The 15,504-nt window shown below is 45.2% G+C and carries 13 protein-coding genes; 6 read left to right on the plus strand and 7 right to left on the minus strand.

The window, feature by feature from the left end:
* Positions 1 to 11: 11 nt before the first annotated feature.
* Both HKI82_RS18140 and HKI82_RS18145 read right to left on the minus strand, forming a co-directional pair.
* Complete coding sequence (locus HKI82_RS18140) at positions 12 to 890, minus strand: acyltransferase (protein ID WP_171138794.1); 879 nt, start codon at positions 888 to 890, stop codon at positions 12 to 14.
* Positions 891 to 1,030: 140 nt separating this feature from the next.
* Positions 1,031 to 2,557, minus strand: coding sequence for a YifB family Mg chelatase-like AAA ATPase (locus HKI82_RS18145; RefSeq protein WP_171138795.1), 1,527 nt, complete (start codon positions 2,555 to 2,557; stop codon positions 1,031 to 1,033).
* 500 nt (positions 2,558 to 3,057) lie between these two features.
* Between HKI82_RS18145 and ilvG the strand changes: the two genes are divergently transcribed.
* From ilvG to ilvA, 4 genes are read left to right on the plus strand one after another with little or no spacing between them, the layout of a single operon-like run.
* Positions 3,058 to 4,704: an acetolactate synthase 2 catalytic subunit gene (gene ilvG, locus HKI82_RS18150; RefSeq protein WP_171138796.1), complete on the plus strand. Its 1,647-nt coding sequence runs from the start codon at positions 3,058 to 3,060 to the stop codon at positions 4,702 to 4,704.
* Between the two features lie 12 nt (positions 4,705 to 4,716).
* Positions 4,717 to 5,001, plus strand: coding sequence for an acetolactate synthase 2 small subunit (gene ilvM / locus HKI82_RS18155; protein ID WP_102942811.1), 285 nt, complete (start codon positions 4,717 to 4,719; stop codon positions 4,999 to 5,001).
* Between the two features lie 56 nt (positions 5,002 to 5,057).
* Positions 5,058 to 6,899, plus strand: a complete 1,842-nt coding sequence (gene ilvD / locus HKI82_RS18160) for a dihydroxy-acid dehydratase (protein WP_171138797.1) — start codon at positions 5,058 to 5,060, stop codon at positions 6,897 to 6,899.
* 4 nt (positions 6,900 to 6,903) lie between these two features.
* Positions 6,904 to 8,436 (plus strand): threonine ammonia-lyase, biosynthetic, encoded by a 1,533-nt coding sequence (gene ilvA, locus HKI82_RS18165; RefSeq protein ID WP_171138798.1) that lies wholly within the window; start codon positions 6,904 to 6,906, stop codon positions 8,434 to 8,436.
* A gap of 123 nt (positions 8,437 to 8,559) precedes the next feature.
* Here ilvA and katG read toward each other — a convergent pair whose 3' ends face one another.
* The gene (gene katG / locus HKI82_RS18170; RefSeq protein ID WP_171138799.1) at positions 8,560 to 10,734 is read right to left on the minus strand and encodes a catalase/peroxidase HPI; all 2,175 of its coding nucleotides are present in this window, start codon (positions 10,732 to 10,734) and stop codon (positions 8,560 to 8,562) included.
* 653 nt (positions 10,735 to 11,387) lie between these two features.
* Between katG and acuI the strand changes: the two genes are divergently transcribed.
* Complete coding sequence (gene acuI / locus HKI82_RS18175) at positions 11,388 to 12,368, plus strand: acrylyl-CoA reductase (NADPH) (protein WP_171138800.1); 981 nt, start codon at positions 11,388 to 11,390, stop codon at positions 12,366 to 12,368.
* 37 nt (positions 12,369 to 12,405) lie between these two features.
* On the opposite strand, the gene HKI82_RS18180 is transcribed toward acuI, so the two are convergent.
* Both HKI82_RS18180 and HKI82_RS18185 read right to left on the minus strand, forming a co-directional pair.
* Positions 12,406 to 13,347 carry a LysR family transcriptional regulator gene (locus tag HKI82_RS18180; RefSeq protein ID WP_171138801.1) on the minus strand — a complete coding sequence of 314 codons (942 nt, stop codon included), beginning with the start codon at positions 13,345 to 13,347 and terminating at the stop codon, positions 12,406 to 12,408.
* A gap of 126 nt (positions 13,348 to 13,473) precedes the next feature.
* Positions 13,474 to 13,659 carry a hypothetical protein gene (locus HKI82_RS18185; RefSeq protein WP_042489480.1) on the minus strand — a complete coding sequence of 62 codons (186 nt, stop codon included), beginning with the start codon at positions 13,657 to 13,659 and terminating at the stop codon, positions 13,474 to 13,476.
* 134 nt (positions 13,660 to 13,793) lie between these two features.
* On the opposite strand from HKI82_RS18185, the gene tusA reads away from it, so the two are divergent.
* Positions 13,794 to 14,057, plus strand: coding sequence for a sulfurtransferase TusA (tusA, locus tag HKI82_RS18190; RefSeq protein WP_042489484.1), 264 nt, complete (start codon positions 13,794 to 13,796; stop codon positions 14,055 to 14,057).
* Positions 14,058 to 14,133: 76 nt separating this feature from the next.
* Here tusA and HKI82_RS18195 read toward each other — a convergent pair whose 3' ends face one another.
* Complete coding sequence (locus HKI82_RS18195) at positions 14,134 to 14,394, minus strand: hypothetical protein (RefSeq protein ID WP_042489486.1); 261 nt, start codon at positions 14,392 to 14,394, stop codon at positions 14,134 to 14,136.
* A gap of 138 nt (positions 14,395 to 14,532) precedes the next feature.
* Positions 14,533 to 15,087 carry a TMEM165/GDT1 family protein gene (locus HKI82_RS18200; RefSeq protein ID WP_102942806.1) on the minus strand — a complete coding sequence of 185 codons (555 nt, stop codon included), beginning with the start codon at positions 15,085 to 15,087 and terminating at the stop codon, positions 14,533 to 14,535.
* Positions 15,088 to 15,504: the final 417 nt, after the last annotated feature.

A 15,504-nucleotide genomic window follows, 5' to 3' on the forward strand; every position in this document is an offset into this window, starting at 1 on the left:
TTTGTTTTTGATTAAGATTTATAAATCTCTTTCAACATTTCATCTTTGTCTTGCCACACATCCCCCAGCCACTGCTGAAACTGACGTTTGTACGGTTTGTCATTGAAATAATCGCCAGAGACATTCTCATCAACTGGCAATACTCGAACACGCACGACAACTCTTTTCATGCGCCCCATCAACATATCTCGGAATGGTTTTTCTAGATTGTCTGGATACGCCAAAGTGACATCTATGATGTTTTCAAACTGCTCACCCATCGCCGCTAAGGTATAAGCCATACCACCGGATTTTGGCGGTAGAAGGTGCTGATAGGAAGAACGTACCGCTTGCTGCTTGCGAACATCAAAACGAGTACCTTCAACATAGTTAACCACTGTGGTCGGATGGAACTTAAACTTCTCACATGAGCGGCGAGTGGTTTGTAAATCCTGACCACGTTTTTCCGGATGACGAAGCAAATATTCACGGGAATAACGACGCATAAAAGGCATATCAAGCGCCCAACAACCCATACCAACAAAAGGCACGTACAGGAGTTGATGCTTTAAGAAAAACTTCGGCATAGGTATGCGATCCTTAAATACCGAGCACAGCACCACAATATCCGTCCAGCTCAAATGATTGCTGATCAGCAAGTACCAGCCATCTTTCTTTAGGTCTTCTCCCCCTTCAATATCCCACTGCACAGGATTTGAAACAGCAAGTAATCCCGCATTCACCGTCGCCCACATCCACATCGCTTTATCTGCCATCTGAGTGGCTCGCGCTTTCAGTTTCGGGGTTGGCAACAGAACTTTAATGACAGCAATTGCACAGATGATCAGAGAGCTTATCGCCGTATTAACGATAACCAATAATGCATTGATAATGAGCAAAAAATAAGACAACGCAGAGCCTTCAATTCAATGAACAAAAAATAAGCGCCCAATTATACAAGTTTGTTCGTTTTTTAAAATATCGTTCAGCAATGGTCAGAGTACTCATAGCCAGAACTTATTAATAAGCATCGACCAATCACCCGTTTCTGTTAGCTAATCGACTGAGAAGTAAGTTGTTTGAGCAACCTGTCCATCGCACGGTAACCCAATGCTTCCGCAAGATGAGCACGATTTATCTCCATCTCGCCCTGTAGATCAGCAATCGTACGCGCGACTTTGATGATGCGATGATACGCCCGAACGGATAACCCCAAACGGTGCAGTGCATTTTCTAGAAACTCAGCGTCCAGCTTAGTTAAAGGGCAAACTTGCTCTATCTCTCGGCTTTGCAGTAAGGCATTCACTTTTCCGCTTCGCTCTAACATTATTTCACGAGCTTGCAGCACTCGCTCTTTGACAATCGCCGTTAGCTCTCCCCTGTCTCCACCATTAGACAGCGTGCCTTTCGGTAATGCGGGGATCTCTATCGACATATCAAACCTGTCGAGTAATGGGCCAGACAGGCGACTCAAATAACGCAAAATCACCTGTGGATTAACTCTCGCCTGCTCTCCTTCGTGATACCCCGTAGGGCTTGGGTTCAATGCTCCCACCAACTGAAAACGAGCCGGAAAGCGAGTTTTGCCTTGCGCTCGGGAAATAATGATTTCGCCAGACTCTAGAGGTTCACGAAGTGAGTCTAAGACTTTTCGTTCAAACTCCGGCATCTCATCCAAAAATAACAACCCATTATGGGCAAGAGAAATTTCTCCCGGGCGAGGAATAGAACCTCCGCCCACTAACGCCGCCATCGAGCTCGAATGATGAGGCGAACGAAACGGTCTTTGTTTCCAGTTGTGAATATTGATCTCTTGCTGAGTAAGAGAAGCGACAGAGGCGGTTTCCATCGCCTCAACGTCAGTCATTGGCGGCAGTAGGTCACACAAGCGCGAAGCCAGCATAGTTTTACCTGTTCCGGGTGGCCCCAAAAACAGCAGATTATGGTTACCCGCCGCTGCAATCTCTAAAGCTCGTTTGCCCTGTTGCTGTCCGATGATATCTTGTAGATCCCGTGAGTGACCAAAGCTTTTGACGATGTTAGGACTTTCAAACAGGCTCAATGTTTTCTGTCCACACAAATCGGCACACACTTCCAGTAGAGTTTGAGCCGATTTATGCTGCTGACTATCGACTAAAGCTGCTTGGTCGCCGTTCCAGTGAGGAACCACCAAACAACGTTTGCTTTTGGATGCAGCCAATGCAGCCGGAAGTACGCCTTTCACACTTCGAAGCTCGCCAGATAGCGCCAGTTCTCCGATGAATTCATGCTTATCTAAGCATGTTTGTGCTATTTGGTTCGAAGCCGCCAAAATGCCCAACGCAATAGGTAAATCAAAACGTCCACCTTCTTTGGGAAGATCTGCGGGCGCCAAATTGACGGTAATTTTCTTAGCCGGAAAAACAAATTGAGAATTGATAATGGAACTGCGAACCCGATCTCTTGATTCCTTAACCGTGGTTTCAGGCAAACCAACCAAGGTGAATCCCGGCATACCGTTGCTGATATGAACTTCCACTGTAACTGAAGGTGCTTCCACACCCACACTGGCTCGACTATGGATAATCGCAAGTCCCATTTTGTCCCTTATTCTTTGATTAACAATCACTCAGCAGTGAATCCTCTGTCTGCTGGCCAATGGCATTTGTTATATATCGCGGGAGTTCAAAACGAGAATGTGAAAAAAGAATGAGTTTTTGCTTGTCATGTAACGGAGATGTATGTTACCACTAGAGACGCAAACAATTGCGCATACTATTAAAACGATTTTTTAGAGCATATTGATGAATTTGAACGCCCGCATTAACTCACTGATTACCCTGATTATCGTGGTCATTATTAAGACCGCGCGGGGACTTGCAGGCGTAAAATAATTGCCAAGATTCAAAAAGCCCCCGCACTGAAAAGTCCGGGGGCTTTTTTACAGCCTTTATGCTGAAACAAAACAATAAGACTAAATAAAAAGCACATACTGATTAATACCTAGTCGGATATGTCAGGAAGAATGGGAGCGCACATGACGTGCAAACACAACACAACTAACCAACGCGATTCAAATCGCACTATCGGAGGCATACGATGACGGGAGCGCAACTAGTCGTAGCCGCTTTAAAACAGCAAGGTATCAAAACCGTTTTTGGTTATCCGGGTGGCGCTATTATGCCCATCTATGATGCTTTGTATGATGGCGGAGTAGAACACATACTGTGTCGCCACGAACAAGGTGCTGCAATGGCTGCCATAGGCATGGCCAGAGCCACTCAAGACGTAGCAGTATGTATGGCAACATCAGGCCCTGGAGCCACAAACCTTGTAACCGGCCTTGCCGATGCCTTTCTAGATTCCGTTCCACTCGTTGCTATCACAGGTCAGGTCGCCAGCTCTCACATTGGTACTGACGCTTTCCAAGAAATGGATGTGATAGGTATGTCTCTCTCTTGTACCAAGCACAGCTACCTCGTTACCGATATTAATGAGCTTGCTCCAACGCTTGCAGAAGCATTTGAAGTTGCTAAAACTGGCCGCCCAGGTCCGGTTATCGTTGATATCGCTAAAGATGTGCAACTTGGTCAAGCGCCAGTGACTTCGCTACCGAGTTTTACTCCACCAGCAATCCCTCAGGTTGCCCCTCAGCAGTTAGTCAAAGCTCAACAATTGATGACTGAAAGCAAACGTCCTGTTTTGTATGTCGGCGGTGGTGTTCAACTGGCTCACGCGACAGACTGCGTGCGCAACTTCTTACGTTTGAACCCAATGCCTTCAGTGAGCACACTGAAAGGTTTGGGAACCATCGAGCGCCACGACCCACACTACCTTGGTATGTTGGGTATGCACGGTACCAAAGCCGCTAACCTAGTCGTTCAGGAAAGTGATTTGTTGATCGTTGTCGGTGCTCGTTTTGATGACCGAGTGACAGGCAAACTGGATACCTTCGCTCCTCATGCGAAAGTTATCCATATTGATATTGATGCTGCGGAGTTCAATAAGCTGCGTAAAGCGAATGCCGCACTGCGTGGTGACATCAATACCATTTTGCCTCAGCTAGAGTTAAGTCATGATATTGCATCTTGGGTTCATCACAGTGAAAGCTTACGCAGTGGTTTTAAATGGCGTTACGACCATCCGGGCGATCTCATCTACGCTCCGCTATTGTTGAAACAACTGTCAGACATGATGCCGGATAGCTCTATTGTCTCTACCGACGTAGGTCAACATCAGATGTGGGCAGCGCAACATGTACAGCCACGCATGCCACAAAACTTCATCTCGTCTGCCGGTTTGGGAACTATGGGCTTTGGTTTACCTGCGGCGATGGGCGCAGCGGTCGCTCGTCCAGAAGACCAATCGATTCTGGTTTCTGGAGACGGTTCATTCATGATGAACGTTCAAGAGCTTGGCACCCTGAAACGCCGTAAAATTCCGGTGAAGATGGTTCTGTTGAACAACCAACGCTTGGGTATGGTTCGTCAATGGCAATCACTATTCTTCGATGGTCGCCACAGTGAAACTATCCTAGATGACAACCCAGATTTCGTCATGCTGGCAAAGGCCTTTGATATTCCGGGCAAAACCATCACTAAGAAAGAAGAAGTTGAACCCGCATTAAAAGAGATGCTTGAAAGCAAAACCGCTTATCTGCTTCATGTCTTAATTGATGAAGAAGAAAACGTATGGCCGTTGGTACCACCGGGCGCATCCAACAATGACATGTTAGAGAACACTTAAGAGAGGCTCACCATGCAAAGATATCTGTTAGACATCAAAGCAGACGATAAACCAGTACTACTTGAGCGTGTTCTGCGTGTTATTCGCCACCGTGGTTTTATCATCAAACAAGTAGCGGCAACTCAAAACCATGAAAGCAAGGTTGCAAGTGTAGAGATTATTGTCGACAGCGACAGACCAATCACAACATTAACTAACCAGATTGAAAAATTATGGGATGTTCGCACTGTTGATGTGACCAACATCAGAAACGACGAGCTGCCAAATAACAACTTACAACAACAAATTTGCGCTTAAAGCCATTAGTTCTTAAAGCCACTAATTTATAAAGAAATAAGGTAAGGAAACACAACATGCCTAAATACCGTTCGGCCACCACAACACATGGACGCAATATGGCTGGAGCACGCGCACTATGGCGTGCCACTGGCGTCAAAGAAGAAGATTTCGGTAAACCAATTATCGCAGTCGTGAACTCGTTCACTCAGTTCGTTCCGGGTCACGTTCACCTAAAAGATTTAGGTCAGCTAGTTGCTGCTGAAATCGAAGCCGCAGGCGGCATCGCAAAAGAATTCAATACCATCGCGGTTGATGATGGTATCGCAATGGGTCACGGCGGCATGCTTTACTCATTGCCATCTCGTGAACTTATCGCAGACTCAGTAGAGTACATGGTGAACGCACACTGTGCTGATGCAATGGTGTGTATCTCTAACTGTGACAAAATCACTCCGGGGATGCTAATGGCGTCTATGCGCCTGAATATTCCGGTGATCTTTGTTTCAGGTGGACCAATGGAAGCGGGTAAAACCAAGCTTTCTGATCAGATCATCAAGCTAGACCTTGTTGATGCCATGATGCAAGGTGCTGACCCTAAAGTCTCTGACGCGCAAAGTGAGCAGATAGAACGTTCTGCATGCCCAACTTGTGGTTCTTGTTCAGGTATGTTCACTGCAAACTCAATGAACTGTTTAACTGAAGCTTTGGGCCTATCTCAACCGGGTAACGGTTCTATGCTGGCAACACATGCTGATCGTAAAGAACTGTTCATCAATGCTGGCCGTCGTATCGTTGAACTGACAAAACGTTACTACGAGCAAGATGATGTAACCGCGCTGCCACGCAATATCGCGAACAAAGATGCGTTCGAAAACGCTATGGCGTTAGATATCGCAATGGGTGGTTCAACTAACACGGTTCTTCACTTGCTTGCTGCGGCTCAAGAAGGCGAAGTGGATTTCGATATGACCGATATTGACCGCATGTCTCGCTTAATTCCTCATCTGTGTAAAGTGGCGCCATCAACTCAGAAATATCACATGGAAGACGTTCACCGCGCTGGTGGCGTAATGGGTATTTTGGGCGAACTCAACCGTGCAGGCTTGCTACATAGTAAAACCAACACGGTGCTAGGTTTAACGATGGAAGAGCAGCTGAGTCAATACGATGTGATGCAAACCAATTCGGACGCGGTAAAAGACTTTTTCCGCGCAGGCCCTGCGGGTATCCGTACTACTAAAGCTTTCTCTCAAGACTGCCGTTGGGACACGCTGGACGTGGACCGTAAAGATGGTTGTATCCGTGAGAAACAATACGCTTTCAGCCAAGACGGAGGCCTAGCTGTACTTAGCGGTAACATCGCATTGGATGGCTGTATCGTTAAAACTGCAGGTGTGGATGAAAGCATTCTCAAGTTTGAAGGTCCAGCAGTGGTATTTGAAAGCCAAGAAGATGCGGTTGAAGGCATTCTTGGCGGCAAAGTGAAATCTGGCGATGTGGTCGTTATCCGTTACGAAGGTCCTAAAGGTGGTCCGGGCATGCAAGAGATGCTTTACCCAACCACATACCTTAAATCTATGGGTCTAGGTAAAGAGTGTGCACTTTTAACTGACGGTCGCTTCTCTGGCGGTACTTCTGGTCTATCGATCGGTCACGTATCTCCTGAAGCAGCGAATGGTGGCACGATTGGTCTAGTGAAAGCGGGCGACACTATCTCAATCGATATTCCAAACCGTACTATTTCTCTACAAGTATCAGAGCAGGAGCTTGCTGAGCGCCGCGCTGAACAAGATAAACTTGGTTGGAAACCGGTTGATCGTCAACGTGAAGTTTCTTTTGCACTAAAATCTTATGCCAGCATGGCAACCAGTGCTGACAAAGGTGCGGTGCGAGATAAATCTAAGCTAGAGGGCTAGATTTATGACCTTAACTCAACAAACTGGCGCAGATTATCTGCGCCAAGTCCTTCGCGCTCCTGTCTATGAGGTGGCAAATGTCACGCCACTTCAAGATATGCCTCGTCTGACTGCTCGTATCGGTAACCAAGTGCAGATCAAGCGTGAAGACCGCCAGCCTGTGCACTCGTTTAAATTACGTGGTGCTTACAACATGGTGGCGAACCTGACTGAAGAGCAAAAAGCCGCTGGGGTTATCGCAGCATCTGCGGGGAACCATGCCCAAGGTATGGCGTTATCAGGGACTAAACTTGGTATTAAAACCACCATAGTTATGCCTCGCACCACTCCGGATATCAAGGTTGAAGCGGTTCGCGGTTTTGGCGGTAACGTTATTCTTCACGGCAGTAACTTTGACGAAGCAAAAGCCGAAGCAGAGCGTCTATCGGTAGAAAACGGTTATACCTTTGTGCCACCTTTTGACCACCCATTGGTCATTGCAGGTCAAGGCACTATCGGTATGGAGATGCTGCAACAAAACGGCCATCTCGATTACATTTTTGTCCCGGTTGGCGGCGGCGGTTTAGCAGCGGGTGTTGCGGTACTGGTTAAGCAGTTGATGCCGGAAATCAAAGTCATTGCGGTAGAACCTGAAGATTCAGCCTGTTTAAAAGCAGCTCTGGATGCAGGTGAACCAGTGGTACTTGACCAAGTCAGCATGTTTGCCGACGGCGTGGCAGTAAAACGCATCGGCGATGAAACCTTCCGCCTATGTCAGCAATATCTGGACGGTCATATCACGGTATCAAGTGATGAAATCTGCGCCGCAGTAAAAGATATCTTTGAAGATACTCGCGCGATTGCTGAGCCTTCAGGAGCTCTAGCTCTGGCTGGATTGAAAAAATTCGCTGAGAAAAACCAACTAAAAGATAAGAAACTGGCAACCGTGCTATCGGGTGCGAACACCAACTTCCATGGTCTGCGTTATGTTTCTGAGCGTTGTGAATTGGGTGAAAAACGCGAAGGCTTACTTGCGGTCACCATTCCAGAACAGAAAGGTGCATTCTTTAAGTTCTGCCAAATCATTGGTAACCGTGCTGTGACAGAGTTCAACTACCGCTATAGCGATGACGAACTGGCAAACATCTTTGTCGGTGTTCGTCTGGTGGGTGGTCAGGAAGAGCTGCAATCCATCATCAAAGAATTGCGTAACTCTGGTTATCCGGTTCAGGATCTCTCTGACGATGAAATGGCGAAACTGCACACCCGTTATATGATTGGTGGTAAACCGTCTAAACCATTGAAAGAGCGTTTATACAGCTTCGAATTTCCAGAATATCCGGGTGCACTACTTAAGTTCTTAAGCACCCTTGGTACTCACTGGAACATCAGTCTGTTCAACTACCGTAACCACGGTGCTGACTATGGTCGCGTACTGTGTGGCTTTGAGCTTGAACAATCTGATTTAGAGCGTTTCTCTGCTCATCTGGTTGAGCTGGGCTATCGCTGTAAAGATGAAACCGACAACCCGTCTTATCGTTTCTTCTTAGCGAAATAGCAACTTCAGTACAAAAGCCATCGAAAATCGATGGCTTTTCTTTTTCTGCTTGTTTTGGGTTTGCCGCAAAATAAAAGCTCCCACCGAAGGCAGGAGCTTTAGTGACACTTAGTTTTCTAAGTCTTACTTTTTCAGATCAAACCGGTCTGCGTTCATCACTTTGGTCCAAGCTGCGATGAAGTCTTTTACGAACTTCTCTTGGTTGTCATCTTGAGCATACACTTCCGCGTATGAGCGTAAGACAGAGTTTGAACCAAACACTAGGTCAGCACGAGTTGCAGTGAACTTAACCTCGCCAGTTTTACGGTCACAAATGTCGTAAGAGTTGCGGCCTGTTGGTTTCCAAGTAAACGCCATGTCGGTTAGGTTAACGAAGAAATCGTTAGTCAAAGTACCAACGCGGTCAGTAAACACACCGTGTTTGCTGCCACCGTGGTTAGTACCTAGCACACGCATACCACCAATAAGCACTGTCATCTCTGGCGCAGTCAAACCAAGCAATTGAGCACGGTCTAGTAACATCTCTTCAGGTGTCACCGTGTAGTGTTTTTTCTGCCAGTTACGGAAACCGTCTGCGACAGGCTCAAGTACATCAAATGACTCAGCATCGGTTTGTTCTGCTGTTGCATCACCACGACCTGCTGCAAATGGTACTTTGAAGTCGTAACCTGCTGCTTTAACCGCTTTCTCGATACCAACGTTACCGGCAAGAACAATCGTATCTGCAATGCTGATACCAAACTCTTGTGCAATCTTAGTTAATTCCGAAAGCACTCGAGCTAGACGCTCTGGCTCGTTACCTTCCCATGCGTTTTGTGGAGCAAGGCGAATACGAGCGCCGTTTGCACCACCGCGTAAGTCTGAATTACGGAAGGTACGTGCACTATCCCAAGCAGTAGCAACCAACTCTGATACAGTTAAACCAGTAGCTGCAATCTTAGCTTTCACTGCTTCAACATCGTAACCAGTCACGCCTGGTGGAATAGGATCTTGCCAAATCAAATCTTCTGCAGGTACATCTGGACCAACATAGTTTGCTTTAGGACCTAAATCACGGTGCGTCAGTTTGAACCAAGCGCGAGCAAACACTTCGTTAAAGTACGCTGGATCTTGGTGGAAGCGCTCAGAAATCTTACGGTATTCTGGGTCAACTTTCAGTGCCATGTCCGCATCCGTCATCATTGGGTTATAACGGATTGATGGATCTTCAACGTCTACTGGCTTGTCTTGTTCAGCGATGTCTACTGGCTCATACTGCCATGCACCTGCTGGGCTCTTAGTCAGTTTCCACTCGTGCTCTAGAAGCATCTTGAAGAAGCCGTTATCCCACTGTGTTGGATGAGTTGTCCAAGCGCCTTCGATACCACTTGTCACTGTATCGCGACCGATACCACGTGATTTATGGTTGTTCCAGCCAAGACCTTGCTCTTCAATGTCTGCTGCTTCTGGATCTGGACCTAGGTTTTCAGCTTTGCCGTTACCGTGAGCTTTACCCACAGTATGACCACCAGCCGTTAGCGCTACAGTTTCTTCATCGTTCATTGCCATACGAGCAAACGTCACGCGCATGTCAGCCGCCGTTTTTAGTGGGTCAGGTTTTCCGTCCACACCTTCTGGGTTTACGTAAATTAAGCCCATCATTACGGCTGCAAGAGGGTTTTCTAGGTCACGCTCACCAGAGTAACGGCTACCTTCACCACCACTCTTCGCTAACCACTCTTTTTCAGAACCCCAGTAAATGTCTTTTTCTGGATGCCAAATATCTTCACGGCCAAACGCAAAACCAAAGGTTTTCAGACCCATTGATTCATACGCAATATTACCTGCAAGAATCATCAAGTCAGCCCAGCTGATTTTGTTGCCGTATTTTCTTTTGATTGGCCATAGTAGGCGACGCGCTTTATCTAGGTTCGCGTTATCTGGCCATGAGTTAAGTGGAGCAAAGCGCTGGTTACCGGTAGAAGCACCACCACGACCATCCGCAGTGCGGTAGCTACCTGCTGAGTGCCAAGCCATACGAATCATCAAACCGCCGTAATGACCCCAGTCTGCTGGCCACCATTCTTGGCTGTCTGTCATCAATGCTGTTAGGTCTTTTTTCAAAGCTTCTACATCAAGCTTTTTAAGTTCTTCTCGGTAATTAAAGTCTTCACCAAGTGGGTTGGTTTTCTTATCGTGTTGATGAAGGATGTCCAAGTTTAGAGCATTTGGCCACCAGTCCATTACTGTAGATCCCGTTGATGTCATGCCGCCATGCATCACTGGGCACTTTCCTGCTGAGCTACTATCTTTATTCATAGGGTTATCCTTAATTAACAGAATGTTATCAATTGGTCATATCAAAATAATATATTTAGATGACAATAGTTCTCTTTTAATAAACGAGCATATAGATGTTCTACTAATATAAAACTAATTATATGTAGAGTTTGAAAAACGATCACATTATTTAGACCAATTAAACCAATAAGAGAAACCTATCAAAATCATGAATATATATAGCTTATCCTTTCAATATAAAACCCCACCCACTTAAATGAAAATAAATCAATTAAATCAACAACAAACAATAAAACATTAGATTAAAAAATAGAAAAAAACACAAAAACTTTAAATATTTACGTTAATAATTACGTGTACTTATTAGGTAAAAAAACAGTCTCACCCACTACAAGAAACAAACCCCACAAACAAATAAGAAATAACCTACACCGCTCATACTGAATATCATACTTTTAAATAACAAATGCACACACAAACCCAACTTAAGCTTTAACATTATTTTTACCTACCCCTCTACTCCTAACAGGTATGACTCGCTACTTAATACGATATAACCACAATTACTATGCGTGTTATGCATAGAACTAATGCTAAAGTTTCATTTAATTCATCAAGCTATCAAGGCTAAACTATAGTCAATAAAGATAAATCACTCGTGGAGATACTGTATGTTTCAAGCTTTAACTCTAAACCAAGAAGAAAAACAAACTATTGCGACTATTGAACAGCTTGATGAATCACAACTTCCGGAAGGTGATGTACTTGTTGCTGTTGACTACTCTTCACTGAACTATAAAGACGGCCTTGCCATTACAGGTAAAGGGAAAATTATCCGCAACTTCCCTATGGTTCCGGGCATTGATCTCGCGGGCAAAGTCATCAGTTCTGAAGACCCTCGCTATAAAGAAGGTGACGCTGTTGTTCTGACTGGTTGGGGCGTTGGTGAGAATCATTGGGGCGGCATGGCAGAAAAAGCTCGTCTTAAAGCAGACTGGTTAGTACCTCTTCCTCAAGGTTTTTCGGCAAAACAAGCCATGATGGTAGGTACTGCTGGCTTTACCGCAATGCTTTGTGTTCAAGCTCTCATCGACGCAGGAATCAAACCAGAACATGGACCCATTTTGGTGACTGGTGCAAGCGGTGGTGTGGGCTCTGTTGCTGTTACCTTACTGGCACAACTAGGCTACAAAGTTGCCGCAGTTACTGGCCGAGTGGAGACTAACGGTCCGTTACTTGAAAAATTAGGTGCGAGTCAAATTATCAACCGCAGTGAGTTTGAAGAACCTGCACGCCCACTAGAGAAGCAAGTTTGGGCTGGTGCCGTTGATACTGTGGGTAGCAAGGTATTAGCAAAAGTTTTAGCACAAATGGATTACAACAGTGCTGTTGCCGCTTGTGGACTTGCTGGTGGCTTTGATCTTCCAACCACTGTAATGCCATTTATTCTGCGTAACGTTCGTTTGCAAGGTGTGGATTCAGTAAGCTGCCCGTTTGAAAAACGTGTTGCTGCATGGGAAAAATTGGCTGAACTATTACCAGCGAGTTACTTCGAACAAGCGTGCACAGAAATTACACTTGATAAAGCAGCACAATACGCTGAAGACATTACCAATGGCCAAGTGACTGGTCGTGTCGTGATTAAGCTGTAAAAGATTGAAAGATAAGGCTCATTGAGCCTTATCTTTTTTATTCCAACCCCATATCTTCCACACGCTTAGCGATCAACTTTCCACACTCTTCTTTCACTATACTTCTCAGCCACTCTTGGGCTGGCGAATGTTCACATCTCGGATGCCAAATCATTGAGTAGTCAAAAGGGGTGAACTGAAATGGCAAAGGTTTAACAACCAAGTCATACCGCTCAGCAACCAGATAAGCTAAATCCGCCGGTACCGTCATAATCAGAGGCATCATATCAATGATGGCTAGTGCGGCTTCTAAATGATAAGCCCGCAACACCATATGACGAGGAGGGCAACCTTCAAGAGCCTGATCTATCAACGCCTTCACACCATCGCTAATTGCTATCATGGCATGGGGATACTGCAGATAATCTTGCAAACTCATCGTGCTGTTCGCCAATGGGTGTTGTTTAGATAACAAACATAGAACCCCAACTCTTCCCAGAATCTCGTGTCGCAAAGGTTCAATTGAACGAATAGGTCGGCAAATCGCGAGATCAGCACCATCATAAGTGAGCTGATCCATCAATCGCTCATGTTGAAGAGGCAAAAATTCAAAAGCGACATTCGGCGCTTCTTTATAAATTCGAGGCAGAGCGAATGGCAAAATGGTTTGCATTGCGTAATCAGTAGTTGCAATCGTGAAGGTGTGATCGCAGGAGTTTGGATTGAAATCCAAAGGAGAAAGTACCTGACGCAGAGATTCTAAAGGTTCACCTAGCGCTAAGTTAATCGCTAAAGCCCTTTCTGTCGGGATAAGGCTTTGCCCTTGACGGGTAAAAAGCGGATCAGCCAATAAACTACGCAACCGCCCTAACACTCGACTCATTGCTGACTGGCTTAAATTGAGGCGTTCAGCAGCTCGACTGACACTGCACTCTTCCACCAGAACTCGTAAAGCAATAAGTAAGTTTAAATCCCGACGATAAACATCTTCTAATTCCACAATAACACTCTGGTTTATAACGATACTCTGAGTGTAACCAATAAATAAAAAAAATCCCGCCTTTCAGCGGGGAAGCCCAAGAAAACTGGGGATAGTGTCGGAATATCGTAGAGCATAGTATGACAATTAATGTTTCTGTTCTTCAGATGAGCCTTGCCACAGGTGCATCTCAAGCCAGATACCACTGATTGAAGCAATCACGCCAAGTAGTGGCATGAGTGATGGTTCAGCAGGTGTCCTAATAACTAATGAGCAGAAAGAGATAAAACACAGAACCGAATAGATGGTCAGTCTATCTAACGCTGTTAACATACAACCCCCAGCCCGCTTGTTACCAACTTGTTAATTAAATTAAACCAAATTGTTTCATTTGCCAAGAGTTTATTGAATAATTTTTCCCCAACAGTATTATCAACGCCCTAAATGTGACATCCGTTAGGTTTGCTATGAGTATCAATCCAGAAATCACCGATAACATCAGTGTCAATCAAGTATTGGAAGCTGAAGGATTACGCTGCCCTGAGCCTGTAATGATGGTCAGAAAGACAATTCGTACTATGCAGGATGGTGAAGTGCTGCTGGTAAAAGCGGATGACCCGTCAACCACTCGGGATATTCCAAGTTTCTGCCGCTTTATGGACCACCAGTTATTGTCATCAAAAACAGACGAGCTGCCTTACCAGTACCTGATTAAGAAAGGTTTGGAATAAAAAGCGAGAATGGAAACAAACAAAGGCTGCCATAACACATTCATCTTTATGAATGGATGTCGTGGCAGCCTTTTGCTTAATCTTGATTTTCTACAGAGCGTAACTCCGCTTGCAGTTTGTTGACCTGTTTTTGTAAAGCTCTAATTTCGTTATGCAGTGGAATGATGTGGGATACCCGAATCCAAGACTCAACGCTTAAAGCCGCCATAATGATTGCACCAGCAACCATTGGTAGCCACATTTCAGTTAACGACATTCCAAGCAAAGTTAAACCAAAGCCAAACGTAAACAAATAAGCCTGACTCTTAACGCTCATCCCCATGTATCGTGACAACATAAACGAGCCCTCTTTTTTAGAAAACCATCGCCTATTACATTAGCATGACAAGCGTGACACAAATATGTCAGCCCGCGCATTATTGATTGTTATTTAAACAATATTTGCAACCAAAGATGACAGACTGACTGGTGTTACTTATAGGAAGGCAGTGCCCGCAGCTAAGGCCAAGAACAGCAGTGCGGTGATTTTTCGAATCATACCTAAAGGAAGTTTGTCAGCAGACAATTTACCAATCAGAACAACCGGAACGTTGGCTAGCAGCATACCAATTGTCGTACCCAACACCACCATGGTTAATGCGTCTGCGAACTGAGCACCAAGAATAGAAGTCGCAATCTGAGTTTTGTCGCCAATTTCAGCAACAAAGAACGCGATAAAACTTGCAATAAAAGGCCCGCGGTTTGAGATTTCCTCGTCATCATCCAATTTATCTGGAATCAACACCCAGCCAGCCATGGCTAAGAAACTGACCACAACGACCCATTTAAGGATTTCAGGAGATAAATAATCGGCAACTACAACACCTAACCAAGCAGCTAATGCGTGGTTCACAACGGTTGCAAGGAAAATAGCAGCAATGATTGGTACCGGCTTACGGTAGCGGCTGGCTAACAGAAGAGATAGTAATTGGGTTTTGTCACCGATTTCAGCTAAGGCGACTGTTGTAATTGAAATTGCTAAAACGCTCACGACCTACTCATTAGGGTAGGGATTATTATATAAACCATAGACAAACCCTACGCCCTACCCAAGTTCGCAGTGTTTGTCTAAGGTCTTGCTAAACTCGAAGGGCTTCGAGTCTCGGACGCCATGGTGATTTTGCACCAATTATGTTGACGAACGAATCAATACCACTTGCCGTGGTCATTGATAAGCTACTCCCCAAAGACAGGCCGAATTCTATACAGCATCGTTATTAATCTCAACCCTAAATTCGCCATGGGCTTCCATTTAACTTTTTCTCTTATCAAAGCATAAAGGCTAATAAACGATAAAAACTCTCCTAAAAGAAAGTTTAAGCCAATAATTAAGCAATATTGGCACTACTTTGTCAGGGAATAACTGGGTATACTTGATCGTTATTTTTTATCAATTCAGACAGAAGAA

This window comes from Vibrio plantisponsor, from assembly GCF_013041605.1.
In the GTDB taxonomy this organism is placed as follows: Bacteria; Pseudomonadota; Gammaproteobacteria; order Enterobacterales; family Vibrionaceae; genus Vibrio; species Vibrio plantisponsor.

What these genes read in the sequence shown, in the direction of transcription:
- tusA (WP_042489484.1), top strand. Translation starts at nt 13,794, where the DNA reads ATGAGTATCAATCCAGAAATCACCGATAACATCAGTGTCAATCAAGTA.
- HKI82_RS18195 (WP_042489486.1), bottom strand. Translation starts at nt 14,394, where the DNA reads ATGTTGTCACGATACATGGGGATGAGCGTTAAGAGTCAGGCTTATTTG.
- katG (WP_171138799.1), bottom strand. Translation starts at nt 10,734, where the DNA reads ATGAATAAAGATAGTAGCTCAGCAGGAAAGTGCCCAGTGATGCATGGC.
- ilvG (WP_171138796.1), top strand. Translation starts at nt 3,058, where the DNA reads ATGACGGGAGCGCAACTAGTCGTAGCCGCTTTAAAACAGCAAGGTATC.
- ilvA (WP_171138798.1), top strand. Translation starts at nt 6,904, where the DNA reads ATGACCTTAACTCAACAAACTGGCGCAGATTATCTGCGCCAAGTCCTT.
- acuI (WP_171138800.1), top strand. Translation starts at nt 11,388, where the DNA reads ATGTTTCAAGCTTTAACTCTAAACCAAGAAGAAAAACAAACTATTGCG.
- HKI82_RS18145 (WP_171138795.1), bottom strand. Translation starts at nt 2,557, where the DNA reads ATGGGACTTGCGATTATCCATAGTCGAGCCAGTGTGGGTGTGGAAGCA.
- HKI82_RS18185 (WP_042489480.1), bottom strand. Translation starts at nt 13,659, where the DNA reads ATGTTAACAGCGTTAGATAGACTGACCATCTATTCGGTTCTGTGTTTT.
- ilvM (WP_102942811.1), top strand. Translation starts at nt 4,717, where the DNA reads ATGCAAAGATATCTGTTAGACATCAAAGCAGACGATAAACCAGTACTA.
- ilvD (WP_171138797.1), top strand. Translation starts at nt 5,058, where the DNA reads ATGCCTAAATACCGTTCGGCCACCACAACACATGGACGCAATATGGCT.